27 protein-coding genes, 2 tRNA genes and 1 pseudogene are annotated in these 26,596 nt (G+C 66.3%); 22 read left to right on the top strand and 8 right to left on the bottom strand.

All coding sequences use genetic code 11. The features are described from left to right. Positions 1 to 82: 82 nt before the first annotated feature. Positions 83 to 877: an isocitrate lyase/PEP mutase family protein gene (locus AC1DJN_RS10620; RefSeq protein WP_478039188.1), complete on the top strand. Its 795-nt coding sequence runs from the start codon at positions 83 to 85 to the stop codon at positions 875 to 877. A gap of 506 nt (positions 878 to 1,383) precedes the next feature. Here the strand turns inward: AC1DJN_RS10620 and AC1DJN_RS10615 are convergent. Further along, positions 1,384 to 1,476 (bottom strand) — tRNA-Ser (locus AC1DJN_RS10615). Between the two features lie 122 nt (positions 1,477 to 1,598). On the opposite strand from AC1DJN_RS10615, the gene dnaX reads away from it, so the two are divergent. From dnaX to AC1DJN_RS10595, 4 genes are all read left to right on the top strand, one after another. Beyond that, positions 1,599 to 3,695, top strand: a complete 2,097-nt coding sequence (dnaX, locus tag AC1DJN_RS10610) for a DNA polymerase III subunit gamma/tau (RefSeq protein WP_478039191.1) — start codon at positions 1,599 to 1,601, stop codon at positions 3,693 to 3,695. A 6-nt stretch (positions 3,696 to 3,701) separates the two neighbouring features. Continuing rightward, a complete protein-coding gene (locus AC1DJN_RS10605; protein WP_478039187.1) occupies positions 3,702 to 4,022 on the top strand; it encodes a YbaB/EbfC family nucleoid-associated protein in 321 nt (106 codons plus the stop codon). Positions 4,023 to 4,133: 111 nt separating this feature from the next. Next, positions 4,134 to 4,733 (top strand): recombination mediator RecR, encoded by a 600-nt coding sequence (recR, locus tag AC1DJN_RS10600; RefSeq protein WP_478039186.1) that lies wholly within the window; start codon positions 4,134 to 4,136, stop codon positions 4,731 to 4,733. A 66-nt stretch (positions 4,734 to 4,799) separates the two neighbouring features. Beyond that, on the top strand, positions 4,800 to 5,159 hold the full coding sequence (locus tag AC1DJN_RS10595) for a histidine triad nucleotide-binding protein (protein ID WP_478039185.1): 360 nt from the start codon (positions 4,800 to 4,802) through the stop codon (positions 5,157 to 5,159). 121 nt (positions 5,160 to 5,280) lie between these two features. Here the strand turns inward: AC1DJN_RS10595 and AC1DJN_RS10590 are convergent, their stop codons facing one another. From AC1DJN_RS10590 to AC1DJN_RS10575, 4 genes are read right to left on the bottom strand one after another with little or no spacing between them, the layout of a single operon-like run. Next, positions 5,281 to 5,808: a Slp family lipoprotein gene (locus AC1DJN_RS10590; protein ID WP_478039184.1), complete on the bottom strand. Its 528-nt coding sequence runs from the start codon at positions 5,806 to 5,808 to the stop codon at positions 5,281 to 5,283. Then, a complete protein-coding gene (locus tag AC1DJN_RS10585; protein ID WP_442251301.1) occupies positions 5,805 to 7,754 on the bottom strand; it encodes a transglutaminase TgpA family protein in 1,950 nt (649 codons plus the stop codon). Before AC1DJN_RS10585 ends, AC1DJN_RS10590 begins: the two co-directional genes overlap by 4 nt. Beyond that, positions 7,747 to 8,691: a DUF58 domain-containing protein gene (locus AC1DJN_RS10580; RefSeq protein ID WP_032977361.1), complete on the bottom strand. Its 945-nt coding sequence runs from the start codon at positions 8,689 to 8,691 to the stop codon at positions 7,747 to 7,749. Before AC1DJN_RS10580 ends, AC1DJN_RS10585 begins: the two co-directional genes overlap by 8 nt. A 2-nt stretch (positions 8,692 to 8,693) precedes the next feature. Further along, a complete protein-coding gene (locus tag AC1DJN_RS10575) occupies positions 8,694 to 9,647 on the bottom strand; it encodes an AAA family ATPase (protein WP_025879382.1) in 954 nt (317 codons plus the stop codon). A 44-nt stretch (positions 9,648 to 9,691) separates the two neighbouring features. Between AC1DJN_RS10575 and AC1DJN_RS10570 the strand changes: the two genes are divergently transcribed. Then, positions 9,692 to 11,533 (top strand): ArnT family glycosyltransferase, encoded by a 1,842-nt coding sequence (locus tag AC1DJN_RS10570; protein ID WP_032977359.1) that lies wholly within the window; start codon positions 9,692 to 9,694, stop codon positions 11,531 to 11,533. 75 nt (positions 11,534 to 11,608) lie between these two features. Here AC1DJN_RS10570 and AC1DJN_RS10565 read toward each other — a convergent pair whose 3' ends face one another. Further along, a complete protein-coding gene (locus AC1DJN_RS10565) occupies positions 11,609 to 12,181 on the bottom strand; it encodes a Maf family protein (RefSeq protein ID WP_442251300.1) in 573 nt (190 codons plus the stop codon). Between the two features lie 114 nt (positions 12,182 to 12,295). Here AC1DJN_RS10565 and AC1DJN_RS10560 point away from each other — a divergent pair, with 114 nt between their 5' ends. The 14 genes and pseudogenes from AC1DJN_RS10560 to AC1DJN_RS10495 all read left to right on the top strand — a co-directional run bounded on the left by AC1DJN_RS10560 (position 12,296) and on the right by AC1DJN_RS10495 (position 23,407). Continuing rightward, entirely contained in the window at positions 12,296 to 12,805 is a 510-nt protein-coding gene (locus tag AC1DJN_RS10560; protein ID WP_478039190.1) for a YceD family protein, read from the top strand. 107 nt (positions 12,806 to 12,912) lie between these two features. Beyond that, positions 12,913 to 13,107, top strand: a complete 195-nt coding sequence (rpmF, locus tag AC1DJN_RS10555; protein ID WP_025879386.1) for a 50S ribosomal protein L32 — start codon at positions 12,913 to 12,915, stop codon at positions 13,105 to 13,107. 91 nt (positions 13,108 to 13,198) lie between these two features. Continuing rightward, positions 13,199 to 14,176 carry a beta-ketoacyl-ACP synthase III gene (locus tag AC1DJN_RS10550; RefSeq protein ID WP_025879387.1) on the top strand — a complete coding sequence of 326 codons (978 nt, stop codon included), beginning with the start codon at positions 13,199 to 13,201 and terminating at the stop codon, positions 14,174 to 14,176. 73 nt (positions 14,177 to 14,249) lie between these two features. Continuing rightward, positions 14,250 to 14,915: pseudogene (locus AC1DJN_RS10545) on the top strand (BUD32 family EKC/KEOPS complex subunit); the annotation flags it as partial. Positions 14,916 to 15,035: 120 nt separating this feature from the next. Continuing rightward, the gene (fabD, locus tag AC1DJN_RS10540) at positions 15,036 to 15,980 is read left to right on the top strand and encodes an ACP S-malonyltransferase (protein ID WP_025874079.1); all 945 of its coding nucleotides are present in this window, start codon (positions 15,036 to 15,038) and stop codon (positions 15,978 to 15,980) included. Between the two features lie 82 nt (positions 15,981 to 16,062). Continuing rightward, entirely contained in the window at positions 16,063 to 16,806 is a 744-nt protein-coding gene (gene fabG, locus AC1DJN_RS10535; protein ID WP_025874078.1) for a 3-oxoacyl-ACP reductase FabG, read from the top strand. 152 nt (positions 16,807 to 16,958) lie between these two features. Next, positions 16,959 to 17,198, top strand: coding sequence for an acyl carrier protein (acpP, locus tag AC1DJN_RS10530; protein ID WP_025874077.1), 240 nt, complete (start codon positions 16,959 to 16,961; stop codon positions 17,196 to 17,198). A 145-nt stretch (positions 17,199 to 17,343) separates the two neighbouring features. After that, positions 17,344 to 18,606, top strand: coding sequence for a beta-ketoacyl-ACP synthase II (gene fabF, locus AC1DJN_RS10525; protein ID WP_025874076.1), 1,263 nt, complete (start codon positions 17,344 to 17,346; stop codon positions 18,604 to 18,606). 92 nt (positions 18,607 to 18,698) lie between these two features. Continuing rightward, entirely contained in the window at positions 18,699 to 20,063 is a 1,365-nt protein-coding gene (locus AC1DJN_RS10520; RefSeq protein ID WP_032977353.1) for an aminodeoxychorismate synthase component I, read from the top strand. 128 nt (positions 20,064 to 20,191) lie between these two features. Then, complete coding sequence (gene mltG / locus AC1DJN_RS10515; protein ID WP_099841998.1) at positions 20,192 to 21,253, top strand: endolytic transglycosylase MltG; 1,062 nt, start codon at positions 20,192 to 20,194, stop codon at positions 21,251 to 21,253. Then, positions 21,250 to 21,915 (top strand): dTMP kinase, encoded by a 666-nt coding sequence (gene tmk / locus AC1DJN_RS10510; protein WP_282279654.1) that lies wholly within the window; start codon positions 21,250 to 21,252, stop codon positions 21,913 to 21,915. The genes mltG and tmk overlap by 4 nt, the downstream gene beginning before the upstream one ends. Continuing rightward, complete coding sequence (locus tag AC1DJN_RS10505; protein WP_032977348.1) at positions 21,912 to 22,868, top strand: DNA polymerase III subunit delta'; 957 nt, start codon at positions 21,912 to 21,914, stop codon at positions 22,866 to 22,868. The genes tmk and AC1DJN_RS10505 overlap by 4 nt, the downstream gene beginning before the upstream one ends. Further along, on the top strand, positions 22,865 to 23,218 hold the full coding sequence (locus AC1DJN_RS10500) for a PilZ domain-containing protein (RefSeq protein ID WP_025874071.1): 354 nt from the start codon (positions 22,865 to 22,867) through the stop codon (positions 23,216 to 23,218). The genes AC1DJN_RS10505 and AC1DJN_RS10500 overlap by 4 nt, the downstream gene beginning before the upstream one ends. A 114-nt stretch (positions 23,219 to 23,332) precedes the next feature. Beyond that, a tRNA-Val gene (locus AC1DJN_RS10495) sits at positions 23,333 to 23,407 on the top strand. A 65-nt stretch (positions 23,408 to 23,472) separates the two neighbouring features. Here AC1DJN_RS10495 and AC1DJN_RS10490 read toward each other — a convergent pair. Further along, on the bottom strand, positions 23,473 to 24,036 hold the full coding sequence (locus AC1DJN_RS10490; protein ID WP_442251297.1) for a hypothetical protein: 564 nt from the start codon (positions 24,034 to 24,036) through the stop codon (positions 23,473 to 23,475). Between the two features lie 53 nt (positions 24,037 to 24,089). Next, on the bottom strand, positions 24,090 to 24,497 hold the full coding sequence (locus AC1DJN_RS10485; protein ID WP_478013573.1) for a hypothetical protein: 408 nt from the start codon (positions 24,495 to 24,497) through the stop codon (positions 24,090 to 24,092). Between the two features lie 568 nt (positions 24,498 to 25,065). Between AC1DJN_RS10485 and AC1DJN_RS10480 the strand changes: the two genes are divergently transcribed. After that, positions 25,066 to 25,446 carry a tautomerase family protein gene (locus AC1DJN_RS10480; protein ID WP_442251295.1) on the top strand — a complete coding sequence of 127 codons (381 nt, stop codon included), beginning with the start codon at positions 25,066 to 25,068 and terminating at the stop codon, positions 25,444 to 25,446. 970 nt (positions 25,447 to 26,416) lie between these two features. Further along, positions 26,417 to 26,596, top strand: a 180-nt coding sequence (locus tag AC1DJN_RS10475) for a DUF262 domain-containing protein (RefSeq protein WP_478039183.1), incomplete at its 3' end; no start/stop codon positions are given.

Below are 26,596 nucleotides of genomic sequence, written 5' to 3'. Positions count from 1 at the left end.
TCCGGACCATTGATGTCCGAACATGGCGAGCCCGGAAACCGGTCCGGACGCAGACTGCGGGTCCCCGTCATCAGGAGGTTCCATGTCCAACGTTCACCAGAACTTCGTTCAACTCCATCAACGCGCTGGTCTTTATGTGCTGCCCAACGTATGGGATGCCGGTGGCGCCCGCCTGGTCCAGCAGCTGGGAGCTGTCGCGGTGGGAACATCGAGTGCTGCCATGGCGTGGTCCTGCGGTTATGCCGATGGCGGTGCGCTGCCGGATACCGCGCTGCTGCAGCGGGTTTCAGAAATTGTTGGTGTGACCTCGCTGCCGGTCACGGTCGATATCGAGGACGGTTACAGCGATGTCCCCGATGCGGTCGCTGAGCGGGTGCTGCGCCTGGTGGAGGCGGGTGCAGTAGGGATCAACATCGAAGACGGTGCCGGCAGCCCTGCGGCGCTGGTGGRCAAGATCACCGCCATCCGTTCGGCGCTGGGCGGACGATCGCTGTTCATCAATGCGCGCACCGATGTGTATCTGCGCGGCCTGGCTGATGAGGATGAGGCGGTCAGGATGAGCATCGATCGGCTGCAGGCCTATGCACGTGCCGGTGCCGACGGCGGCTTCGTGCCCGGACTTCGCGCGCTGGACGAGGCTGCTGCAGTTGCCAGCGGCGTGTCGCTGCCTCTCAACCTGATGTGGCTGCCAGGGATGGCGCCGTTCGCTGTGCTGTCGCAGGCCGGTGTGCGGCGGCTCAGCGCTGGCCCGGCCTTGTTCATGCATGCATGGGCGGCGATGGCTGCGGCGACCACGGATTTTCTCGGCGGTGTGATGGCGATGCCCGAGGGCGCACCAGGCTATGCGGCCTTGAACCAGCTGTTCAGCGACAGGTGAGGGCGCCAAGGCGGTGCGCGCCGACAGGCTCGACCACGGGCGGGTAGTCGATGCGACCGGGCCGAGGCATCCACGCATGGCGTGGATCTACTGCCGTAGCTGGAGGAACAAGCCCCTCTGTTGAGGGGCTGCCCCGACAGGGGCGGGGAGAGGCCGGCGAAGGGAGGGGCCCGAACGTTGCGCAGCAACGTTTGGGGCGAAGCGTGCGGAACGCGCGTCTCGTCCCCAGCCAGATAAATAAAAAAGGGCTGCTGTCCGGCTCTACCCCTGCGGGCCGTCAAACCCGGGCGGGCGCGCATCCACGCATGGCGTGGATCTACTGCCGTATCTGGGGGAACAAGCCCCTCTGTTGAGGGGCTGCCCCGACAGGGGCGGGGAGAGGCAGGCGAAGGGAGGGGCCCGAACGTTGCGCAGCAACGTTTGGGGCGAAGCGCGCGCAGCGCACTTCGCGTCCCCCGCCAGATAAATAAAAAAGGCCGCCCGAAGGGCAGCCTTTTTTATTTATCTGGCGGAGAGAGGGGGATTCGAACCCCCGAAGCGCGGTTTAGACGCTTACACACTTTCCAGGCGTGCTCCTTCAACCACTCGGACACCTCTCCGGATCCCTGCCATCGGCAAACGCCTCAGCAGGGGCGCAGATTCTAGCGGGCGCAGCGGCAGGACACAAGCACTGGTTTGCAGGGCGAGAGGGCTGGACAGGCGTGGCACAATGGAACATCCGATGGAAGACGGTGGCCTGATGTCCTATCTCGTCCTTGCCCGCAAGTGGCGTCCGAAGCGTTTTGCCGAGCTGGTGGGCCAGGAACACGTGGTCCGTGCGCTCAGCAATGCGCTCGACAGCGGCCGGGTCCACCATGCGTTCCTGTTCACCGGTACCCGCGGCGTGGGCAAGACCACGATCGCGCGCATCTTCGCCAAGTCGCTGAACTGCGAGCAGGGCACCAGTGCCGATCCCTGCGGCCAGTGTGCGGCCTGCCTGGACATCGACGCCGGTCGCTACATCGACCTGCTGGAAATCGATGCCGCGTCCAATACCGGCGTKGACGATGTGCGCGAGGTGATCGAGAACGCSCAGTACATGCCCTCGCGTGGCAAGTACAAGGTGTACCTGATCGACGAGGTGCACATGCTGTCCAAGGCCGCGTTCAATGCGCTGCTGAAGACGCTGGAAGAACCGCCGGAACATGTGAAGTTCCTGCTGGCCACCACCGACCCGCAGAAGCTGCCGGTCACCGTGCTCAGCCGCTGCCTGCAGTTCAACCTCAAACGCCTGGATGAAGATCAGATCCAGGGGCAGATGACCCGCATTCTCGCCGCCGAGGAGATCGAGTCGGATCCGACCGCTATCGTGCAGCTGGCCAAGGCCGCCGACGGCAGCCTGCGTGATGGCCTGTCGCTGCTCGACCAGGCCATTGCCTATGCCGGCGGTGCGCTGCGTGAGGACGTGGTGCGCACCATGCTGGGCACGGTCGACCGCACCCAGGTGGCGGCCATGCTCGATGCCCTGGCCGAGGGCGATGGCCCGCGCCTGCTTCAGGTGGTCGCGGCACTGGCCGAGTTCTCGCCGGACTGGAGCGGGGTGCTCGATGCGCTGGCCGAGGGCCTGCACCGCATCCAGGTGCAGCAACTGGTGCCGGGCGCRTCCGCCGCTGCCGAGGGACTGGAWGCCAGCGTGTTTGCTGAACGCCTGCGCCCGGAAGTGGTCCAGCTCTGGTATCAGATGGCCCTGAATGGTCGTCGCGATCTGCCATTGGCGCCCAGCCCGCGCGCCGGCTTTGAAATGGCCGTGCTGCGCATGCTGGCGTTCCGCCCTGCGGCTGCCGTGCCGTCGGTGCCGCGTACTCCGGAATCCTCCGGTGGCAGCGCACCGACCGGTACGGGCCAGACCGGGGGCGGCCTTGCTGGCAGCCACGAAGGAGCTGCACCGGCCGCTGCTGCGGCGCCAGAAGCCGCAGCGGTCACCCAGGCAATTGCGGCACCCGTGTTGGCGGAGGCGACCGCGCAGACGCCGAACCCGGCGCCACAGCGCGAACCCGAGCCGGAGCCCGAGCCGACCCCGGAACCAGATCCGACCCCGGATCCTGAACCGGCTCCGGTCGAGGAACCCGGATCCCCGCTGCCGATGAAGGCGCAGTTGGCTCCCGAGGCGGCCACGCCCAAGGCACCTGCCGAGGCAGATGACCTGCCGCCGTGGGCGACCGACGCGGCTGGCGCGCGCGATGAAGCGCTGGCGGCCGAGGTGGCAACGCCCGACGCGGCCATGGTCGCGCCGTGGCACGAGCCGCCGGCGCCGGCTTCACCGCCGGTTGCAGAGGCTGTTGCCGCGCCGGAGCGTTCGTTCCGTGCCGAGGGTATCGACATCGCCCCGGCACCGGTTGCGGCAAAGGAAAAAGCCTCGCCGGCAGGCAGTGTCAGTGACCTGGCCTGTGCCGAAGACTGGCTCGACCTGATCGCCAACAGTGGCCTCAGCGGTCCGTCGCGACAGCTTGCGGCCAATGCGGCCTTCATCAGTTGCCAGCATGGGGTCTTGAAACTGGGCCTTTCGCCCGGATTTGAATACCTGCGCTCCGAGCGCGCGCTGGCAGCGTTGGGCGAGGTGCTGGAAAAGTCCCTTGGCCACGCGCTGAAGATCGTGGTCGAAACCGTGGAAACCGAGCAGGTCCCGGCGGAGACCCTGCACCAGCGCGCCGACCGCCAGCGTGGCGAGCGGCAGCAGGCTGCCGAGGCCATTTTCATGGACGACCCGGAAGTCCAGCTGCTGATCCAGCAGCACGGCGCCCGGGTTGTTTCCGATTCCATCCGTTCTTTTGACGAGTAAGACGACATGCGCGGCAATATCGCCCAACTGATGCAGCAGGCCCAGAAGATGCAGGAAAACCTGCAGAAGGCCCAGGAAGAAATCGCCAAGATCGAAGTGACCGGCAGCGCCGGTGRCGGCATGGTCAGCGTTACCCTGACCGGCGCCAAGGAGTGCCGCAAGGTACGCATCGATCCGTCGCTGGCCAGTGATCCGGAAATGCTGGAAGACCTGATCGCCGCCGCCTTCAACGACGCATCGAACAAGATCGACGCCGAGTCGAAGTCGAAGATGGGTTCGGCCACTGCCGGCATGCAGCTGCCGCCGGGCATGAAGATGCCGTTCTGATGTCCGGTCTGGCACCCGCACTGCCGGGTGCCATGCACTGTGTAGCGTCGAGCGTGCTCGATTGCCCGCAATTTCCAGTCGAGCACGCTCGGCTCCACAGAACACGCCGCCGTGTCCGCACCCCTGCTTGAACAACTGATCGATGCACTGCGGGTGTTGCCTGGCGTAGGCCAGAAGACGGCGCAGCGCATGGCTTACCACCTGCTCGAACGCGAGCGCGAAGGTGGCAAACGCCTTGCCGAGACGCTGGCGCAGGCGGTTGAACGCATCGGTCACTGTGCGCAGTGCCGCGACTTCAGCGAAACCGAGCTGTGCCCGACCTGCGCCAATGGCAGCCGCGAGCGCAGCCAGCTGTGCGTGGTGGAATCGCCGGCTGACCGCCTGGCGATCGAGAACGCCACCGGCTATCGCGGCGTTTACTTCGTGCTGCAGGGGCGCCTGTCGCCGCTGGATGGCATCGGCCCGCGCGAGCTGGGTCTGGAGCAGCTGGAACAGCGCCTGGCCGAGGCGGAGGTGCAGGAACTGATCATTGCCACCAGCGCCAYCGTCGAAGGCGAAGCTACCGCGCACTATCTCGCGCAGCTGGCGCGTGCCCGCCAGGTGCGGCCGAGTCGACTGGCCCAGGGCCTGCCCCTCGGTGGTGAGCTGGAGTACGTCGATCGCGGCACGCTGTCGCACGCGTTCGGCACCCGCAGCGAAGTGCGCGATTGAGTCGATGCCGGGCATGCCCCGGCGTTACCGGCCTACAATGCGGAAAACACCCCGCCGAGGCCGACCATGAGCAGCGAAACCCTCTTCAGCAAGATCATCCGTCGCGAGATCCCGGCCACCATCGTCTATGAAGACGACGACGTGCTGGCGTTCRAGGACATCGCACCGCAGGCGCCGGTGCACGTGCTGTTCATTCCGAAGAACGAGATCATTCCGACCCTGGATGACCTGCAGCCGTCGCAGGCGCACCTGATCGGCAAGCTGGCGCTGGCCGCCGCCGAGTACGCGCGTCGGGAAGGTTTCGCGCAGGACGGCTACCGCATCGTGATGAACTGCCGCGAAGATGCCGGGCAGACCGTGTTCCATATCCACATGCATCTGCTGGCTGGCGCGCCGCTGGGCCACTTCGGTACGCCAGGGCGTTGAGGCGGCCATCCACGCATGGCGTGGATCTACTGTTGTTGGTGCGCTGTCGATCCACGCCTGGCGTGGATGAAAAAAGGCCGCCCGATGGGCGGCCTTGTGCATCATGCGTACCGGGCCTGGACTACCACCAGCCCCAGCCGCGGTAACCGCCCCAGTACGGGCCATACGGGCCCGGGCCCCACGGTCCGTAGGGGTAGGGCACCACMTCGACCTGGCGCTGCTCCGGCCACAGGTAGATCACGTCGGCAGACAGCTTCGGCAGCCGGTAGTCGTAATCGCCGATACGGGTGTTGGCGTAGCCATCGATCTTGCCGATGAAGGTCACGTCGCGGCCGGCTTCGAACACGGCCGGATCGTAGAAGCCGGCGCGGCAGGCGATGAAGCGGCCGTCGCTGGCATCGGAAGAGGTGGTGTTCGGGCGGCCACTGCCGTTGAGCGGGCGCGAGATGATCTGGAAACAGGTCTCGCCCTGGCCGGGCTTGGTTTCGATGATCCGGCCACCCCAGCGCACCGGCGTGCCGACCTGCTGGGTGGCAACCGAGTCGCGCGGGGAAACCAGGCTGAACTGTCCCTGCAGCGGCTTGGGGGCCGTGGCGCAGGCCGACAAGGCCAGGGCGGCCACGGCGGTGAGGAGGAACTTGGTATTCATGGGGAGGCTCCGGAAGTCGGGCGATGCCTGCGCAGGTCCCGCAATAATGGGGCGAGCTCGGTACAAGTGCCAGCGTAGCGTGCATCAGCGAAACGCTGGCTGAGTGTGATGAGGGCCGGGTCGGGGCACTGTGCGTGGACCCGGCGGGCCCAGTGCAGGGCCGGTTCGTGCGGTTCGCGGCCCAGACCCAGCCGCGCATAGCGCTGCCCCAGCCGGTGCCAGGCGCGCAGCAGCGGGTCACGCTCGCGTTCGCCACGGGCCAGCAGCCACGCCATCCACGCCAGCGCCAGCAACGCGGCCATCACGAAGCCGGCCAGCAGCTGTCCAGGGCCGAGGTCGTCCAGCCCGAACGGTTGCAGCAACTGCTGCTGGCGGCGCGCGTCGAAGGACAGCACCAGTTCGTTCCAGCCCTTGCGCATCCAGTCGCCGACCTGGCCCAGCTGCAGCCAGCGGTGCTGCAGGCCGGTATCGGCCCCGGCCTGCAGGCGATCGTCGAGCGTGTCCAGGATGCGCTCGGGTGCTACTGCCGCTGTCGGATCGATGCGTACCCAGCCGCGTTGCGGCAGCCACACCTCAGCCCAGGCGTGGGCGTCCATCCGCCGCAGCACCCAGTAGTCGCCGATCCGGTTGCGCGTGCCGCCGGCGAACCCGGTGACCACCCGCGCGGGAATGCCGGCATTGCGCATCAGCACCACGAAGGCAGAGCTGAAATGCTGGCAGTAGCCGGCCTTGTAGTCGAACAGGAATGCATCGACCGGATCGCGCCCGGGGGCCGGTGTTGCCAGCGTGTACGAGAAGTCCGCGGTGATCCACGCCAGGGCGCGACGGACCACGGCGGCGTCATCGGTGCCCGCCTCCTGCCGCCACTGTCGGGCCAGGCTTGCCGTGCGTGGATTGAAGCCTTCCGGCAACTGCAGCGCAGCGCGACGCTGGTACGACGACAGCGTGGCATCGAAGCGCTGCGGCGGAGCCGAGTGCAGGCGCCACCGGCTCAGTGCGGACAATGCGCGGTCGCTGCTCAGGCTCAGGGCTGCATCCAGCCGGCTGCCCTCTGGTGCGGCAGTAGGGAGATCCAGCGCGACCAGCTGGCGACGGTCGGTGGGTTCGTAATCGATCTGATAGTCCCAGCCCTCCGTGCCGTGTTCCACGATGGCTGGCGGCAGACCTTCGGTACGGCGGTCGCGTCGCCAGACATGCCCATCGAACTGGGTCAGTACCGGCCCGCGCCAGTAGCGCTGTGCCGGCGCTGGAACCGCGCCGAAGAACTGCGCCCGCAGGGCCGGGGTGTCGTCGGCCATCAGGTCCAGCCACTTGTCCGGCTCCATCGTGTCCGACAGCCCCGGTGTGCCGACGGCGCGTTCGGGAATGCCCCACAGCGGCGTGGCCAACCGCGGGAACAGCCAGAAGCAGGCCAGCGCCAGCGGCAGGCCGATCAGCAGCAGGCGACCGACACCGCGCAACTGCGTGGTCAGCGGCGGCGGCGCACTGCGGCCTTCACCCTGCGCCAGGCGCTGCAGCGCAATCAGGGCGCTGACGCCGGCCAGCACCGCGAGCACGGTGGTCAGCGGCCCTTGGTCGAGCAGGAAGGCAGCAAACGGTGAAAACAGGGCAAAGCCGAGCAGGCTGCGTGCATCGCGCAGGGTACGCAGCTCGCTGGACTTGATGGCCAGCATCGCCGCCAGCAGCGCGCAACCGGTATCCCGGCCGGGGCGCACCGCCCCCATCTGCCAGACGATGGCAGCAAGCATGCCCAGCACCAGCAGTACCCGCACCGGCATCGGCAGCACGCCGCGCTGTGACAGTGCTGCGGTGACGAGCGCCGCCACGGCGATCAACGTGGCCAATGCGGTGGGCAGCTGCAGCAGCAGCGGCAACAAGGCCAGTGCGGCGCTGGCCAGCGTCCACGTGCGGGTGTTGCGGTCCAGCAGCAGGGCAGGCTCAGTCATGGGGAAGCAATGCCAGCGCGCGCAGGCACAGATGGTGGTGGCCGGCGCCCTGGCCGGGGCCGAGCGGTGGCTGCATCGGCAGCAGCAGCGTATAGCGACGGCCTTCGCGCTCGGCGCTGTCCACCCAGCGTGCCAGCCGCGCGATGCGGGCCTCCTGGCCCAAGGGGGCCAGCGCGCGCCAGTCCAGCACGACCTCGATGCCTATCGGTTTTTCATACTCGCGTACCAGCAGCGTGTCGCGGCGCGCCGAGTGTTTCCAGGCAATGCTGCGGGGGGGATCCCCGGCGCGATACGGGCGCAGCTGGTGCAGTTCCTCGCCGTTGGCATGGGCGCGGGTGTGCAGCGGATCGCTGCCCTGCTGCGGCAGCGGCGGTGCCTTCGCTTCGGCCAGCGGGTAGACCAGCAGGGGTTCTTCCGGCCACACCCATGACCACGCCCTGACCAAGCCAAGCGGCTGGGTGCTGGACAGGCGGATGCGAGGCAGCTCCAGCCAGCCACGGCGTTCGCTGGGCACTTCCAGCGCGGCTTCGCCGCGGCCGTGCGCGGGCAGGTCGAGCCACGCTTCGCTGTTCCCCAATTGCAGGTGCAGGCCGTGGCGCGCCCGTGGGTCGCGCAGCGACAGGTCCACGCGCAGGCGCAGCGGTTGCCCGGCCGGCACCGGCTCGGCGGAGATCGCATCGATCTGTACGCCCGACAGCTGCAGGTGTGCGGCGATGGTGCTGGCGATCGCGGCTGCGGTCAGCAGCAGCGCCAGCAACAGGGCCGGATTGTTGTTGTAGTTGAGCGCGCCCAGCAGCATCGCGACCAGCAGGCAGGCCACAAACAGGCCGAAGCGGGTGGGCAGCACATAGATGCGCCGGCGGTCCAGCCGCTGCGGCAACGACTCGGGCGTACGCGGGCGTGCCATCTGCAGCAGTCGCCGGGCATGCGATGCCATCTTCAATCGACCGCGACGGTCTGCAGGATCGCCCGTGCCAGCGCCGGCCCTGTGCTGGACTCGGCTTCGCCCACCAGGCGATGGCCCGCCACCGCCACGAACAGGGTCTGCACGTCTTCGGGCACGACGTGGCCACGGCCGAGCAGCAGCGCATGTGCCCTGGCGGCACGCAGCAGGGCAAGGCCGGCGCGCGGCGACAATCCCACGCGTACGCCGGCATGCTGGCGGCTGCGGGTCAGCAGGGCCTGCACGTAGTCCACCAGCGCATCGCTGACATGTACCTGGCCGACCGCTTCGCGCAGGGCGCGTACCTGGTTGTCGTCCAGCTGCGGCAGCGCGCGGGCGATCAGGTCGCGACGATCGCTGCCGCGCAGCAGTTCACGCTCGGCCTGTGCGCTGGGATAGCCCATCGCCAGCCGCAGCAGGAACCGATCCAGTTGCGAGTCGGGCAACGGGAAGGTGCCCGACAGATCCACCGGGTTCTGCGTGGCGATCACGAAGAACGGATCGGGCAGGGCATGTGTCTGACCGTCGAGGGTGACCTGCTGCTCGGCCATCGCTTCCAGCAGGGCGCTCTGCGTGCGCGGCGGCGCCCGGTTGATTTCGTCGGCCAGCAGCACGTGGGTGAACACCGGCCCGGGATGGAACTGGAACTGGCGGCTGCCGGCGTCGTACACCGATACGCCGAGCACGTCGGCAGGCAGCAGGTCGGAGGTGAACTGCACGCGCTGGAAGCTCAGCCCCAGGCTGCTGGCCAAGGCGTGGGCCAATGTGGTCTTGCCGAGACCAGGCAGGTCTTCGATCAGCAGGTGGCCGCCAGAGAGCAGGGCCACGAAGGCCAACCGCACCTCATGCACCTTGCCCAGCACCAGCGCGTTGACCTGGTCCTGAGCATTGCGCAGGGACTGACGCAGTTGATCGGTTAGCATGCTGGGCATGGGGGACGAAGCTGTCATGGTCGTCTCAAGTTCGGTAACCGGTCGATTCTATCCATACATCAATGCAGGGCGAACAGCGCGCACGTACGATTTTTCTCTGGTTATGGACGCTCGTCACAGCGGCCAAACTGGTCGTGGCCGCACGCCTGCCGTTGTTCGTCGATGAGGCGTTCTATTGGCAGGAAGGCCAGCATCTGGCTGCGGCCTATTCGGATCTGCCGGGGCTGACGGCCTGGTTGACCCGGTTGGGTGTGGAGCTTGGCGGCCAGCATGTGCTTGCGCTGCGCCTGCCGTTCCTGGCCATCGGTGCACTGCTGCCGCTGCTGGTATCGCGCATTGCAGCGCGCTGGTTCGGCAATGTTGCCGGTTGGCAGGCCGGCAGCTTGACGCTGCTGATGCCGTTGTCGGCAACGCTGGGCCTGCTGGCCGTACCTGATGTGCCGATGGCACTGGCAGCCGTGCTGTGCCTGGACGCCGGCGCACGCCTGCTGCGCAGCGTCGACGCTTCCTCGGCGGTGAAGTTGGCGCTGGGCCTGCTGATCGGTGCGCTCAGCCACTATCGCTTCATCGGTGTGATCGGCGTCGGCTTCATTGCTCTGCTGGCGCTGCCGCAGGGCCGGCGCATGCTGGCCGATCCGCGCGTCTGGGTGGCCCTGGCCGTTGGCGTAGTGGCATGGCTGCCGCTGTTGGCCTGGAATGCCGACAATCACGATGCCGGACTGAAGTTCCAGGTGGTCGAGCGTCATCCGTGGGCGTTCGAGTGGCGCGGCCTGTGGTTCCTGGTGATCCAGCCGATGCTGGTGACGCCCATCCTCTGCATCGCGATGTGGAAAGTTGCACTGGCCGGCACCCGCAGCGGCGGCGGTGCGCGCGTGCAGTGGCGCTATTTCGGCCTGGTCGGCGGCGTGTCGACACTGGGTATCTTCGCACTGGGCTTCTTCACCGACGTCGAGCGCATCAGCTTCCATTGGCCGCTGCCGGGCTACCTGGCCCTGCTGGTAGCGGTGCCGGTGATACTCAACGGCTGGCCGCGCTGGYTGCGGCGTACCGGCTGGTGGCTGGCCGGGCTGGGCATGGTGCTGGCCTTCGGCTATTACCTGATGGCGTCCTCGTCATCGCTGCGCGAGCAACTGGCCGGCGACAAGTACTACCCGCGCAACTTCGCCGGCTGGCAGCCGCTGGCTGCTGCGGTTCGCGAAGAACTTCAGCAGATGCCTGAAGGCAGCCGCGTACTGGCCGGCAACTTCAAGGTAGGTGCCGAACTGGGCTTCCAGCTGGGCCGCGGTGACATCGACGTGCTGCCGCATCCGCTCAATGACAAGCACGGCCGTACCGCGCAGTTGGCGCAATGGAACCAGTTGCATGAAGGCGAGCGCGACGTGCCGATGCTGCTGGTGCTGTCGCCCAGCGATCAGCGTTTCCGCGATCTGCTCGCCCGCTATCACGCCATCTGTGAACAGGTAGGGCCGCTGCCGCCACCACGCGTGGTCAGCAACGATCACGGATTCCAGCGCTTCCTGCTGTTCCGCCTGCCGGCAAAGCGCGCACAGGGGGCGTGCGTGACACCTGCGCTGGCCTACCTGGACTCGCCGGCCAATGCTGAGAAAGTGTCGGGCACGTTGGCGGTGAAGGGCTGGGCGTTCAAGGAAGGCGCCGGCCTGCTGCGTGTCGAAGTGTTGGTGGATGGGCGTTCGATCGGTGATGCACGCTATGGCCGCGAGCACGATATCCGCTCATTCTGGTCCGATTCCAATGACCCGCAGCATCCACGGGTCGGCTTTGATGCCGAAGTGGATACCACCACGCTGACGCCTGGCCGACATTGGCTGGGCCTGCGCCTGCACGGTCGCGATGGCAGCGTGGAGCAGTGGCAGGAGCAGCCCTTCGTGGTTGAAAAGCGCTGAGGCCTCGTGCCCCCTGTGAGGGGCCTGCACTCGGCTCGACGCATGGCTTGGCCCTGTACTTGCGGGCGGGCAACTTTACGGCACCGCGAATCCGGCCCTGCGCAGCAATCCGCACAGTGCGATCAGCGGCAGCCCGATCAGCGCCGTGGGGTCTCGGTTGTCGATGGCCTCGAACAGGCTGATGCCCAGGCCTTCGCACTTGAAGCTGCCGGCGCAGTCCAGTGGCTGCTCGATGGCCACGTAGCGGGCGATCTCGGCCGCCTGCAGCGCGCGGAAGCGCACCTGGGTCGTATCCATTGCCGAAAGTGATTCTCCGTCTCGGATGAGACTGATGGCCGTGTGGAAGCGCACCGTCTGCCCGGACATTGCCGCCAGCTGCGCGCAGGCCGCCTCGACCGTGCTCGGCTTGCCCAGCGGCTGACCGTTCAGGTCCGCCACCTGGTCCGAGCCGATCACCCAGCTGCCGGGGTGGCGGGCGGCCACCTCGGCCGCCTTCGCGCTGGCCAGGCGCGCCGCCAGCGCCAGCGGCGCCTCGTCGGCCTCCGCAGTCTCATCCACCTGCGGGCGTGCGCAGTCGAAGGGCAGGCCCAGCCGTTCCAGCAGGTCGCGGCGGTAGCGGGAGGTGGAGGCCAGGACCAAGGCAGGCATGCGGGAATTCCGGGGGCGGGGCGCGGCAGTCTGGCCCGCTACCGCCAGCCACAGCAAGCCTTTCATGGCAGTCATTTGACACGCGACCTGCCGATCCTTAATATTCGGCGGCTTATGTCCGCGAACGTACCCGAAACGCTGGATGCCTGGCGGATGGTCGTAGCGCGAAGGCGCTTCGACGGTCAGGTTCCCCTGGCTGAATTGACTCGCCTGCAKGGGCTTGTCGCAGATACCGAAGGTGAGTGTAATTACTCGCTCGAATTCGGTCGCGACGAGATCTTGCGGGTATCCTATGTGGAACTGACCATCGATACCGCGTTGCCGCTGACCTGTCAGCGCAGCATGCAGCGTTTCCTGCTGCCGGTGAAGATGACCCAGAGGCTTGGCCTGATCCGCGAGGAAGACGAGGAATCGTCTTTGCCGGAGGAATACGAGCCGTTGCTGGTGCCGGAAGATGGCCAGCTGCGTCCGTTGGACCTGGTCGAGGACGAGTTGGTGCTGGCGGTGCCGGTGGTACCCCTGTCGCCGTACGGTGAGGCAGTCGACAAGGACTGGGCGCCGACCGAAGAAGAAATTGAAAAGGCCAATCCGTTCGCGGCGTTGGCGGCATTGAAGAAACAATAGCAGCCGGTTGTCGTCGGCGGCTGCGGCGAAAGCGAAAAGTGTGCTGGACGCTGGCGTCCTGTGCGACGAAACGACGAAGCAAAACGAACCGAGTTTGGAGCAATCCCATGGCTGTCCAGAAATCCCGTGTTACCCCGTCCCGTCGCGGCCAGCGTCGTTCGCATGACGCCCTGAGCGCCAAGCAGCTGTCGACCGACCCGACCACCGGCGAAGTGCATCTGCGTCACCACATCACTGCTGACGGTTTCTACCGCGGCAAGAAGGTCATCCAGACCAAGTCTTCGGCTGTCCAGGAAGACTGATGTGCCGGAAGGTCGCTGCCCGCTGGGCAGCGGCCTTCGCCTTCTTTCCCGGGCACGCCGGTGAACGGCGGCTCGTGCAACAGGAAACATGATGAGCAAGCGGATCTACTCGAGGATCGCGGGCACCGGTAGCTATTTGCCGGAAAAAGTCCTGACCAACGCCGACCTGGAAAAAATGGTCGAGACCTCGGACGAGTGGATCCAGACGCGCACCGGTATCCGTGAACGGCACATCGCTGCCGAAGGCGAAACCACCAGCGATCTCGGCTACCAGGCCGCGCTGCGTGCGATCGAAGCCGCTGGTATCGACGCTTCGCAGCTCGACATGATCGTGGTCGGTACGACCACCCCTGATCTGATCTTTCCCTCCACCGCGTGCCTGATCCAGGCCAAGCTCGGTGTGAGCGGCTGTCCCGCTTTCGACGTCAACGCGGCCTGTTCGGGCTTCGTGTTCGCGCTCAGCGTGGCTGACAAATTCATCCGCTCCGGTGATGCCCGCCATGTGCTGGTGATCGGCACGGAAACCCTGACCCGCATCGTCGATTGGGAAGACCGCACCACCTGCGTGCTGTTCGGTGATGGCGCGGGCGCCGTCGTGCTCAAGGCCGACGAAGAAACCGGCATCCTCAGCACCCACCTGCATTCGGATGGCAGCAAGAAAGAGCTGCTGTGGAATCCGGTCGGCGTCTCGGTCGGTTTCGGTGAAGGCAACAACGGTGGCGGCACCATCAACATGAAGGGCAACGACGTGTTCAAGTACGCCGTCAAGGCGCTGGACTCGGTCGTGGACGAAACCCTGGATGCCAACGGCCTGACCAAGTCCGACCTGGACTGGCTGATTCCGCACCAGGCCAACCTGCGGATCATCGAAGCCACCGCCAAGCGGCTGGAGATGTCGATGGACCAGGTCGTGGTCACCGTCGACAAGCATGGCAACACCTCGTCGGCCTCGGTGCCGCTGGCGCTGGATGCTGCTGTTCGTTCCGGCAGGGTCGAGCGCGGCCAGCTGTTGCTGCTGGAAGCCTTCGGTGGTGGCTTCACGTGGGGTTCGGCACTGCTGCGCTATTGATAGTGCCAGTTACGACAACGTGAAACCGTCGTTACGGCCCCTCTGGGGCCGTAATGCGTTAAAGGAGACTGTCATGGTTGAGCCCATCGTCATCGAAGGGCAGCGCGCCTGGCTGAAGCAGTACGGCGAAGGAAGCCGAGCAGTGGCCCTGGGCCTGCTCAATTTTGTTGCCCGCCGGTTCCATCTCGATGCCCTGCGCCCGCCGCCGCACCGCGGTGGCGACGCCGCGCGCGAAACCGAGGCCCGCCGGCTGGCGGAACTGCAGGCGCAGGGCGTGAACGTGCCCGCGGTGATCGGCAGCGGCCATGCCGCGCTGGTGATCGGCGACAACGGCAGCTCGTTCAATACCTGCCTGCGCGAAGCCGACGATGCCGGCCGCGATCGCCTCGTGGCCGCGGCAATGCAGGCCATTGCCGAAGCACACGCACGTGGCGCCTATTTCGGCCAGCCGTTGCCGCGCAACCTCACCTGGGATGGCCAGAACGTCGGTTTCATCGACTTCGAAGAAGATCCGCTGGAAGTCATGGACCTGGCCGAAGCGCAGGCGCGTGACTGGCTGATGTTCGGCTACGGCGTGGCCAAGTACTACGCTGACCGCCCCGAAAGCCTGCAGGCGATGATGGCCGAGGCGATGAACGGGGTGCAGGCACCGGTACGCGCGCATGTGCACGCCGTCAGCGGCCGTCTGCAGCGCCTGGCGCGGGTGTGCATGAAGCTGGGGCGCTCGGCGCGTGCGCTGGGGCCCGGCGGACCCCGTATCGCGGCACTGTCCATACGCCGTGCATACGCGCACGTACAGACGACACGGCATGTTCCCCCTTATCATGGCCCGCTTCGATTGCAACAAGCGGATGACCGCGTGACCGTATCCACCCTCGCTTTTGTCTTCCCCGGTCAGGGCTCGCAGTCTGTGGGCATGCTGGCCGAGCTGGCCGAACTGCACCCGCAGGTGCGTGAGGCCTTCACCGAGGCATCCGATGGTGCCGGCGTCGACCTGTGGGCGTTGTCCCAGGGCGGCCCGGAGGAAATGCTCAACCGTACCGAATACACCCAGCCGGCCCTGCTGGCCGCCAGCATCGGCGCGTGGCGCGCCTGGAACGCCGTGGGCGGTCCTCGTCCGTCGGTTCTGGCGGGCCACAGCCTGGGTGAGTACACCGCCCTGGTCGCCGCTGGCGCCCTCAGCCTGCACGACGGTGCGCACCTGGTGCGCCTGCGCGGCCAGCTGATGCAGGACGCCGCACCGGCGGGTGTGGGCGCCATGGCCGCCGTGCTCGGTGCCGAAGACCAGCTGGTGCTGGACGTCTGCGCGGAAGCTGCCGGCAGCCAGGTGGTCGTTCCGGCCAACTTCAACTCGCCGGGCCAGATCGTGATCGGCGGCGACGCTGCCGCGGTCGACCGCGCGCTGGCGCTGCTGGCCGAGAAGGGCGTGCGCAAGGCGGTCAAGCTGGCCGTCAGCGTGCCCTCGCACACCCCGCTGATGCGCGAAGCCGCCAACCGTCTGGCCGAAGTGATGGCCGGCCTGTCCTGGCAGCTGCCGCAGCTGCCGGTGGTGCAGAACGTCGACGCCAAGGTGCACGACGGTGTGGACGCGATCCGCGCCGCGCTGGTGCAGCAGCTGTACCAGCCCGTGCAGTGGACCGGCTGCGTGCAGGCGCTGGCCGCCCGTGGCGTCACCCGGATCGCCGAATGCGGCCCGGGCAAGGTGCTGACCGGTCTGGTCAAGCGCATCGACAAGGCCATCGACGGCCGTTCCCTGGCCACCCCGGGCGACTTCGAAACCGCCCGCGAGACGTGGTCGGCCTGATTGCCCCTGTTCCTGCCGACCGTGCCGGTGGCCGCTGCAAGCGGCGCGGGTGCGGCGGCCGCCCCAGCCTGAGGAAAACATCATGAGCAAGCCCCTGCAGGGTGAAATCGCACTGGTTACCGGTGCCAGCCGTGGCATTGGTGCCGCCATCGCCGATCTGCTGGCCGCCCAGGGCGCCACCGTCATCGGCACTGCCACCACCGATTCCGGCGCCGCCGCGATCGGCGAGCGCCTGGCTGCCCACGGCGGGCACGGCCGCGCGCTGAACGTCACCGACGCCGCTGCGCTCGATGCCGTGCTTGACGGTATCGCCAAGGAATTCGGCCCGATCTCGATCCTGGTCAACAACGCCGGCATCACCCGCGACAACCTGCTGATGCGCATGAAGGAAGACGATTGGGCGTCGATCATCGACACCAACCTGACCAGCGTGTTCCGTACCAGCAAGGCCGTCATGCGCGGCATGATGAAGGCGCGCAAGGGCCGCATCATCAACATCGCCTCGGTGGTGGGCGTGACCGGCAACGCCGGCCAGGCCAACTATGCCGCCGCCAAGGCCGGCATCATCGGTTTCTCCAAGTCGCTGGCCAAGGAAATCGGCTCGCGCGGGGTCACCGTCAACGTGGTCGCGCCGGGCTTCATCGACACCGACATGACCAAGGCGCTGCCGGAAGAAGCGCGTACCGCGCTGATCGGCGACATCGCCCTCGAACGCCTGGGTTCGCCGGAGGACATCGCCCATGCGGTGGCCTTCCTGGCCAGCCCGGCTGCCGGCTACATCACCGGCGAAACTCTCCATGTGAACGGCGGCATGTACATGCCGTAAGCAAGGGGCGCAGGGATCGCGCCGCAAGTGGTTGATCTGCGAGGATTTTTGCTGCAATGCAAGGTCACGCCGGTTTCCACTACACTATCCCACGGCCATCGCCTTTGATGGCGACCACTTTTGAACCACTACTCCATCTGGAGCGATATCCCATGAGCACCATCGAAGAACGCGTCAAGAAAATCGTCATCGAACAGCTTGGCGTCAAGGAAGAAGAAGTCACCAACAGCGCATCGTTCGTCGATGACCTGGGCGCTGACTCGCTGGACACCGTCGAGCTGGTGATGGCGCTGGAAGAAGAATTCGAGTGCGAGATCCCGGACGAAGAAGCCGAGAAGATCAGCACCGTGCAGGCTGCGATCACCTACATCACGGCCCACGTCAAGGCCTGATGCAGGACGTCAGTGCGCGTGCGGGCGTTGAGTCCGGCGCGCACGACACCCCATGGGGCCGCTGTTTGCGGCCCCGTGTGTTTGCGCACCACACCGAAGTAAACCGCGTTACCCGCAAAGAACGTTCGGGTCAGGAGAATCAGCAATGAAGCGTCGCGTCGTCGTAACCGGCCTGGGTATGGTCTCGCCGTTGGGCAATGATCTGGCCAGCAGCTGGGAAGGCATCACCCACGGTCGTTCGGGCATCGGTCCGCTGACCAACGTTTCTGATGCCTACCTGGAACGGTTCACCACCAAGATCGCAGGTGAGGTCAAAGGCTTTGACATCACCGCCGACAACGAACTGTTCGGCAAGTACCGGGTCAGTGGCAAGGATGCCAAGAAGATGGACCCGTTCATCCATTACGGCCTCGGTGCCGCCTTCATGGCCCTGCATGATTCGGGCTTGGAGATCACCGACGCCAATGCCGACCGCATCGGCGCCATCGTTGGCGCTGGCATCGGCGGCCTGCTCGGCATCGAAGAGCAGACCATCGAGTTCCACGAGGGGAAGAAGATCTCTCCCTTCTACGTGCCCAAGACCATCATCAACATGCTGCCGGGCCAGCTGAGCATCATCAGCGGCCTGAAGGGCCCGTCGTTCTCGGCGGTCTCGGCGTGCGCCACCTCCAACCATTCCATCGGCACCGCCATGCGCATGATCCAGTACGGCGATGCGGACGTGATGGTGGCCGGCGGTGCAGAGCGCGGCTCCTCGCCGACGGCGCTGGGCGGCTTCTGCGCGATGAAGGCGATGAGCACCCGCAACGATGCTCCGGAACAGGCCTCGCGCCCGTGGGACAAGGACCGTGACGGCTTCGTGCTGGGCGACGGCGCCGGCATCCTGATCCTGGAAGAGTACGAGCACGCCAAGGCGCGTGGCGCGAAGATCTATTGCGAGCTGGCCGGTTTCGGCGCCAGCTCCGACGCGTACCACATGACCGCGCCGAGCGAGAACGGCGAAGGCGCTGCGCGCTGCATGACCATGGCCATGAAGGACGCCGGTGTCACCCCGGAACAGGTCGGCTACCTCAACGCACATGGCACCTCGACCCCGCTGGGCGACCTCGGTGAGACCATGGCGATGAAGACCGCCTTCGGCGACCACGCCTACAAGATGATGGTCAGCTCCACCAAGTCGATGACCGGCCACCTGCTCGGCGCTGCCGGCGGCGTGGAAGCGATCTTCTCGGTTCTGGCAATGCGCGACAACGTGATTCCGCCGACCATCAACCTGCAGCAGCCGGGCGAAGGCTGCGACCTGGACTACGTGCCCAACGAAGCACGCCAGGCCAAGGTCGACGTGGTGATGTCGAATGGTTTTGGTTTCGGCGGCACCAACGGCACGCTGATCTTCAAGCGCGTCTGATCGCACCGGTAGGGTCGAGCCATGCTCGGCTCCGCCAACCACGAGGCCGCCGCAAGGCGGCTTCCGTGTATCCGTCTCCCGAACTGGCTGCCATGACCCACGCCCCGCTGATCCACCCGCTGCCRCACCCGATCGACCTGCTGGCCCTGCAGCAGCGCGACCCGGCGCGTTTCCCGCTGCTGATGGAGTCCACCGCCTCGGGCACTGCGCAGGGCCGCTGGAGCCTGCTGCTGGCCGCGCAGGGCGACACCCTGCAGCTGGACGCCGATGGCCAGGTGCGCGACCAGCACGGCGCGGTGCAGCCCGGCAGCTTCCTGCAGGCGCTGGACCACGCATGGCAGGCACAGCGATTGCCGCACGACGGCGGCCACGCGCTGCCGTTCCGCGGTGGCTGGGCGCTGATGCTCGATTACGAAGTGGCCAGCCAGGTCGAACCGGTGCTGCCGGCGCGCGCGCGCGATGACGGCCGACCGACCGCACTTGCCCTGCGCTGCCCGGCCGCCGTGCTGCATGACCACCAGGCCGACGCCAGCTTCCTCATTGCCGAAGCGGGCGAGCAAGCGCTGCTGGACTCGCTGGTCGCGCTGGTAGCGGGTGAACTGCCGCCGGCCGGGCAGGGCTGGCAGCCGCCGCAGTCGGTCCGCGAAGACGAGCCGCAGCGCTTCACCGAGGGTGTGCGCCGAGTGATCGACTACCTGCGCGCCGGCGACGTGTTCCAGGTGAACCTGTCGCGGCGCTGGAGCGCGCACTTCGCAGCACCGGTCAGCCCGCAGGCGCTGTACGCGCAGCTGCGGCGGGCCAATCCGGCGCCGTTTGCCGGCCTGTTCAGTGCGCACGGCCGGCATGTGGTCAGCTCGTCGCCGGAACGGCTGGTGTCGGTGCATGGCGGCCACGCACAGACCCGCCCGATCGCCGGCACCCGTCCGCGCTTCGAGGGCGACGACGATGCCGCGCGCATCCAGGAACTGGTCGGCCATCCCAAGGAGCGCGCCGAGCACGTGATGCTGATCGACCTGGAGCGCAACGATCTGGGCCGCATCTGCCTGCCCGGCACGGTCGTGGTGGACGAGCTGATGACCGTGGAAAGCTACGCCCACGTGCACCACATCGTCAGCAACGTCAGCGGCCAGCTGCGCGCGGACGTCACCCCGGGCGAGGTGATCGCCGCGACCTTCCCCGGCGGCACCATCACCGGCTGCCCGAAGGTGCGCTGCATGCAGATCATCAGCGAACTGGAGCAGGTGCCGCGCGGCGCGTACACCGGTGCGTTCGGCTGGCTGAACCGCGATGGCGACCTGGACCTGAACATCCTGATCCGCACCGCCGAGGTGGACGGCAACGAGGTCAGCTTCCGCACCGGAGCCGGCATCGTGGTCGATTCGGACCCGGACAAGGAACTGGACGAAACCCGGGCCAAGGCCCGCGGCCTGCTGCGGGCGCTGGGGCAGCAGGGCTGATCGATTGCCGCCGCCGGGCATGGCTTGTGGGTGCCGACCGTTGGTCGGCACGGACGCGTGCCCCCGGTCATGACCCCGCCCCACCGGCACGGTATCCTGCACGACGGAATCGAGTTCAGAGGTAGTCCATGGCGGGAGCCAAGCGCGGGTGTCTGTTGGTGGTAACGCTGCTGCTGGTGCTGGCCGCCATCGTGGCCGGCGCGGGCGCATGGTTCTTCTACAAGCAGAGCCAGTTTGCCGACGTGCCGTTGACCCCCAGTGCGGACAGCGTGGTCATCGCCAGCGGCGATGGCATGAACAGCGTGCTGCGCAAGCTGCGCGAGGCCGGCGTGGACGAGGGCCAGGACACCCAGTGGCAACTGCTGGCGCGCCAGCTCGATGCCGCCGGCAAGCTGAAGGTGGGCGAGTACGCGCTGAGCAAGGACCTGACCCCGCGCGAGCTGCTGCTGCGCATGCGTGCGGGCAAGGTGCTGCAGCACCGCGTCACCATCATCGAAGGCTGGAACATCCGCCAGCTGCGCGCCGCGCTCAAGCGTGCCGATCCGCTGCTGCACACCACCGACACCCTCGATGACGCAGCACTGATGGACCGCCTCGGTTTCGCCGGCCAGCATCCGGAAGGCCGGTTCCTGCCGGAAACCTACGTCTACCAGCGCGGCGACAGCGACCTGGACGTGCTCAAGCGTGCCCACGGCGCGATGGAGAAGGCGCTGGACGAAGCCTGGGAAAGCCGTGCGCCGGACCTGCCGATCAACACGCCCTACGAGCTGCTGACGCTGGCGTCGATCATCGAAAAGGAAACCGCGCTGGCCAGCGAGCGACCGCAGATTGCCGGCGTGTTCATGCGCCGCCTGAAGATCGGCATGCGCCTGCAGACCGATCCGACCGTGATCTACGGCATCGGCGCGGCGTACGACGGCAACATCCGCCGCCGCGACCTGACCACCGATACGCCCTACAACACCTACACCCGCTCTGGCCTGACCCCGACCCCGATCGCCATGCCCAGCCGCGATGCGCTGATGGCCGCTGCACAACCGGCACCGGGCGATGCGCTGTACTTCGTCGCGGTGGGCGATGGCAGTGGCGCACACGTGTTCTCGCCCAGCCTGGACAAACACAACGCCGCCGTAGCCCGCTACCTGCAGCAGCTGCGCCAGCAACGCACCCAGGAGACTCCGGCGCAATGAGTTCCGCGCTGCTTCGCCATCCCCGTTTCGTCAGCCTGGAAGGCGGCGAGGGCGCGGGCAAGACCACCGCCATCAACGCCATTCGCGAGTGCCTGCGCCGCCACGGCCATGAGGTCGTGTTGACCCGCGAGCCCGGTGGCACGCCGCTCGCCGAGCGCATCCGCGGCCTGGTGCTGAAGCCGGATGCCGAGATTGCTGCCGAGCCGCTCAGTGCCGAGGCTGAGCTGCTGCTGGTGTTCGCCGCGCGCGCGCAGCATGTGCGCCAAGTGATCCAGCCGGCGCTGCAGCGCGGCGCCTACGTGCTCAGCGATCGTTTCACCGATTCCAGCTATGCCTACCAGGGCGGTGGCCGCGGCCTCGACCCGCAGTGGATCGCCGACCTGGAGCGCCGCGCCGTTGGCCTGCTGCCCGGTTTGACCCTGTTGTTGGACGTGGACGTGGCCGTAGGCCGCGCGCGTGCCAACGGCCGCGACCTGTGGCCGGACCGCATCGAAAGCGAGCAGGACGATTTCTTCCAGCGCGTGCGCGAAGTGTTTCGCGGCCGCGCACAGCAGGATCCGCAGCGTTTCGCGCTGGTTGATGCAGGCCAGGTGCAGGAGCGCGTGGCCGCCGATGTGGTTGCGCGTGTCGAGCGCTGGCTGCAGCAAGGGGAGGGCGTATGAGCACGTTCTCGCCCTGGCAGCAGCGCGCGTTCGACCAGACCGTGGCTGCACTGGATGCAGATCGGCTGGGCCATGGCCTGCTGATCTGTGGCCCGGCCGGGCTGGGCAAGCGGGAGGTGGCCCTGGCGCTGGCCGACCACGTGCTGGCACGCGGGGATGGCGCGCATGCCACCCGCACCCGGCAGCTGATTGCCGCCGGCACGCATCCCGACCTGCAGCTGATCAGCTTCATTCCCAACAAGAGCGGCGACAAGCTGCGCACCGAGATCGTGATCGAGCAGGTGCGCGAGATCAGCAACAAGCTGGCGCTGACCCCGCAGTACGGCGTGGCGCAGGTGGTGATCGTCGACCCGGCCGATGCCATCAACCGTTCGGCCGCCAATGCGCTGCTGAAGACCCTGGAAGAACCGCAACCCGGGCGTTACCTGTGGTTGATCAGCAGCGACCCGGCGCGCCTGCCGCAGACCGTGCGCAGCCGCTGCCAGCGCCTGGAATTCAAGCTGCCGCCGCGCGAGGAAGCGCTGGCCTGGCTGCAGCAGCAGGGCCACAGCGAAGCGGCCGCGCGCGAGGCACTGGATGCAGCACGCGGCCATCCCGGGCAGGCCGACAACTGGCTGCGCGAAGATGGCCTGAGCCTGCGTCGCGAGGTCGGCCGCGAGCTGGAACAGCTGGCCGCCGGCAAGACCGGCGCAGTGGAGCTGGCGCAGAAGTGGTGCGCCGATGACAACGCGGCGCTGCGCCTGCGCTTCGCCGCCGACCTGGCGCTGGCCCAGGCCAGCACCGATGCCTTGACCACGCCGGAGCGATTGCACAAGCTTGCAGCCTGGTTCGATGCGGCCAACCGCACCCGCGACCTGCTGCGCACCACCGTGCGCGCAGACCTTGCGGTGGTCGAGTTGCTGCTGGCCTGGAACAAGGTGAACGAGCGGCCTGCCGCAAGGGGAAATCGATGAGTGCCAGCAACGCCCGTCAGGGCATCCTGTCCCTGGCAGTGAAGGACAAGGCCGCGCTGTACAGCGCGTACATGCCGTTCGTGAAGAATGGCGGCATCTTCGTGCCCACGCCCAAGCGTTATTTCCTGGGCGATGAGGTATTCCTGCTGCTGACCCTGCCCGATTCCAGCGAGCGCCTGCCGGTGGCCGGCAAGGTGATCTGGGTGACTCCGGCCGGTGCGCAGGGCAACCGCACCGCCGGCATCGGCGTGCAGCTGGCAGATGGCCAGGAAGGCGAGACGGTGCGCCACAAGATCGAAACGATCCTGGCCGGCCTGACCGGTTCGGACAAGCCGACGCATACGATGTGATTCCGGTAGCGCCGGGCCATGCCCGGCGGCCCCTGGAAACGCGCGTGAACACGAATGTGAAAACTGTTGACGGTCTCTGAAAAGCCCCTATAATGAGCGGCTCAGCAACACACCGGGCGGTTAGCTCAGCGGTAGAGCATTGCCTTCACACGGCAAGGGTCACAGGTTCGATCCCTGTACCGCCCACCATGTTGCAGAACGAAAGAAGCTTCCAGAAATGGGGGCTTTTTTGTTGTCCATGATTCGTTCCGCCATCAGCCTGGCTGACCCAACCGCTCGCGCGCGATCATCGCCACACCGTCCAGCAGGTCGTGGCCGCTGCCCGCCTGCACCACCACTGCCAGCAGGTTGCGGCCCACATCCGCATTGCCGCCGCTCAGTTCGATCTCGCCTTCAAAGCACAGATCGCCCAACCATTCGTGCGCCTGCTGCAGACCGCGCTTGCGGGCGCGGCGGAATTCCGCGAGCAGCGTCGCTTGCCCAGCCTCGTAGTGGCCATCGGCGAGCTGGCCGATGGCGCCGCCATGCGCCGCGCGCCAGATCGCAGGCAGTGGGCGGCCCTTCCCGTCCACTGCGTCGGCTGAAAACTGCGCGCAGTACATCTCGTAGCGTTTGCCTGCCGTGCTGGCGGGTACGATGCCGGCCTCGGCGAGCAGGCGCTCGGCTTCATCCAGTTTGCTGAATTTCAGGCGCAGCAGCGCGGGGCGGCTCAGCTGCTGGGCCAGCGCGTGCTGGTTGGCGGCGAACCAGATGTTCCAGCCCACCTGCGCGCGGCCTTCCAGCGCGGCTTTGAAGTACTCCAGATGTTCGGCGTCCATGTCGGTCTCCTGCATTCCCTGCGCGATTGTAGCGAGGTCGCCATTCAAGCCGGTCAGGCGGCGCTGCCTGCCAGGCAGTGGCTGGCCTCACGCACCAGTTGCCGCGCCGCCACGATAAGGCCGTCGGTGTGGAAGTCGCCCAATTGCTGGTCTGCGCCACCGCCCACACGTACACGTTCGGCGGCGTGCAGCAGGTCCAGCACCACGCCCAGCGCGCACAGCGAACGGCTGAGCGAGGCGTGGTTGCTGGCACCCAGCATGAGACCACGACAGGGCTGTCCGTCTTCGCCATCGGCGTGCTGGATGGCGTTGAGGCAGGACACGAACGTGGACGACTGCGAGGGCGGTCCTTGTTCCTGCAACGCGCATTCGAGTTCGCGTGCGATGTCTTCGGGAACTGCATGCACGACGTCGCCGATCAGGGCATGCAGGCGCGGGTGGGAGATGCTGCTGTTGGTCATGGTGTAACCCTCACTGGCGTGGAGCCACCTTCCGGAGCGAAGGTGGCGGACGGTGCGGGTTGGCGTGCCGGGGCAAACACAACAGAGTGAGAAATCACCCGGCGGATCGAGTGATCCCCACGCACCGCCCGCCATGAAGGGCCGCCGATGCATTCTCGCGATTGCGCAGCGCTGCGCAAATCATCTGTCAGGTTTGCTTTTTCGAGACGCCAATCCCGACCGAGGCAATCTGCCTCGGCGAGGCGATCATTGGATTGCCGCACCATGGAAGTCAGTGAGGAAAATTCGCAAAAACTCTCTGCAACGCCGAGCGTGTTCCAATCTGTGCAGCGACGCACCCACGCGGCGTGCATCCCATCACCAATGGCGCAATCCGCCAACCGTCCATGACGGCCGAGGCCACTGGCAGGGGCCGGCTCCGCGTGGCGATCGCGTCAGCCGGCGCAGCATCGATGCGCAACTTGCCATCGATGAATGCAGAGGGTTCCATCCATGCACTGTGCCGTGGCCCCAGGCCGGCGTAGTCTCGGGCCATTGTCGCGCCACCTCCCAGCCCTGGAGTGCCACCATGCCGCTCGCCCGTTTCGATCTTCGCAAAGGTAAATCCGCCGACTATCTGCAACGCGTCGGCGAAACCATCTACCAGGCCATGCGCGCGGTCGGCGTGCCGGAAAACGATCGCTTCCAGATCTTCCAGGAGCACGAGCCCGGCACGCTGATCTACGATCCCGGCTACCTGGGCGTGGACCGCACCGACGACTTCAACTGCATCCAGATCACCTGGAACGAAGGGCGCACGCTGGATCAGAAGAAGGCGCTGTACCTGGGCATTGCCGATGGCCTGCACGCGGCGGTGGGCATTCGCCGCCAGGATGTCTTCATCAATCTGGTGGAAGTGAAGCGGGAAAACTGGTCGCTCGGCAATGGCGTGGCGCAGTACGTGAGGTGATCCATGAACCCGTCGTGGAATCCTGGCCCGGGTCCATTAATGCTTGAACCAACGAAAGTGTTGAGCGCCTGAGCTTGTTAGAACTTTTCAGGTGCATTAGCTGGTCATCCGCTTAGTGCGGTGAACTGTCGTAGCGTATCTACTGGGTTGATGGACGGGCGCGTCGAGCGCCTTCCCAACAGATGCACTCGTTGAGCTTTCTCACTCTGATGTGTTCCGGAAGATCCTCTCGTGCCGACCTCAGTTCGGCCCATCATATGAGTAGTGAATATCGATCTGATTGTAGGCCGAGGCGAATCTCGGCATTGGCGGTGTGGTAGAGGTTGTCAACGAGGAGAAGAGTGAAGGGCGATCCGTTCGCTGTGGCTATAGGAGGGCTGCGGTTGGCCACACATCGATCTGCCACGGCACCGCAGAAATGAACTATCGCAACGTGCTTCCACTCGATGCCAGGCACTCAACTGTCTAGTTGCTATGCTGTACATCTGTAGTCAGCGAACTTCTTGTGTTCGTTGACTTGCCGATGGCCGATTGCCGAGCCAGCCGATCATTGAAACTAACCTCTATGACCGCACGGTTGTGGGAGGCGATGAAAGCAAAGGTGCAACACTGCAGCACTTCGGTCGACGAGGTTGGAAGTTCCGATAAGGTGGAGCATCATTTCGGCCAACACTCGACGTGCAGGAGATCGGAGTGCCAAAGTGAATGGAGCCGGACTTGGAGTTCAAGTCCTTTTGAGATCTTCTCAGCCACGGCAAGCAAGGCGCTCAGTCAATGGGGCGATTGTGGGTATCTTCAGGGGCGCAAGTGACGAGGTGCGGGGCGCTTGCGCAACTCCCTAACAGGGGACAGGCAGGACGAATCTGTCTCTTGGAAGATGAGCTTGCGTACTATGCCTCTTTGAGGCTGTCAGAGTGTGTATTAGATCTGTCTATGGTCATAATTTCGAAAGTACTTTTGAGGGGTGGTTATGCGCTTTGTTCCTACTGAGCCTGATATCGCGACTACTTATGCGCGAATAGACGAAGGTGATTTGGATTTGCAGCCAGACTTTCAGCGCGGTGAGGTCTGGACGGTTGCAAAAAAGCAGCGGCTAGTGGATACGCTTATTCGTGGTTGGGTGATGCCGCCAATTCTGGTTGTTGCAATC

The sequence above is a fragment of the Stenotrophomonas sp. 05L414_2 genome, from assembly GCF_056397905.1.
The sequence above is the reverse complement of the archived record's forward strand: the minus strand, read 5'-3'. Positions and strand labels throughout refer to the sequence as shown.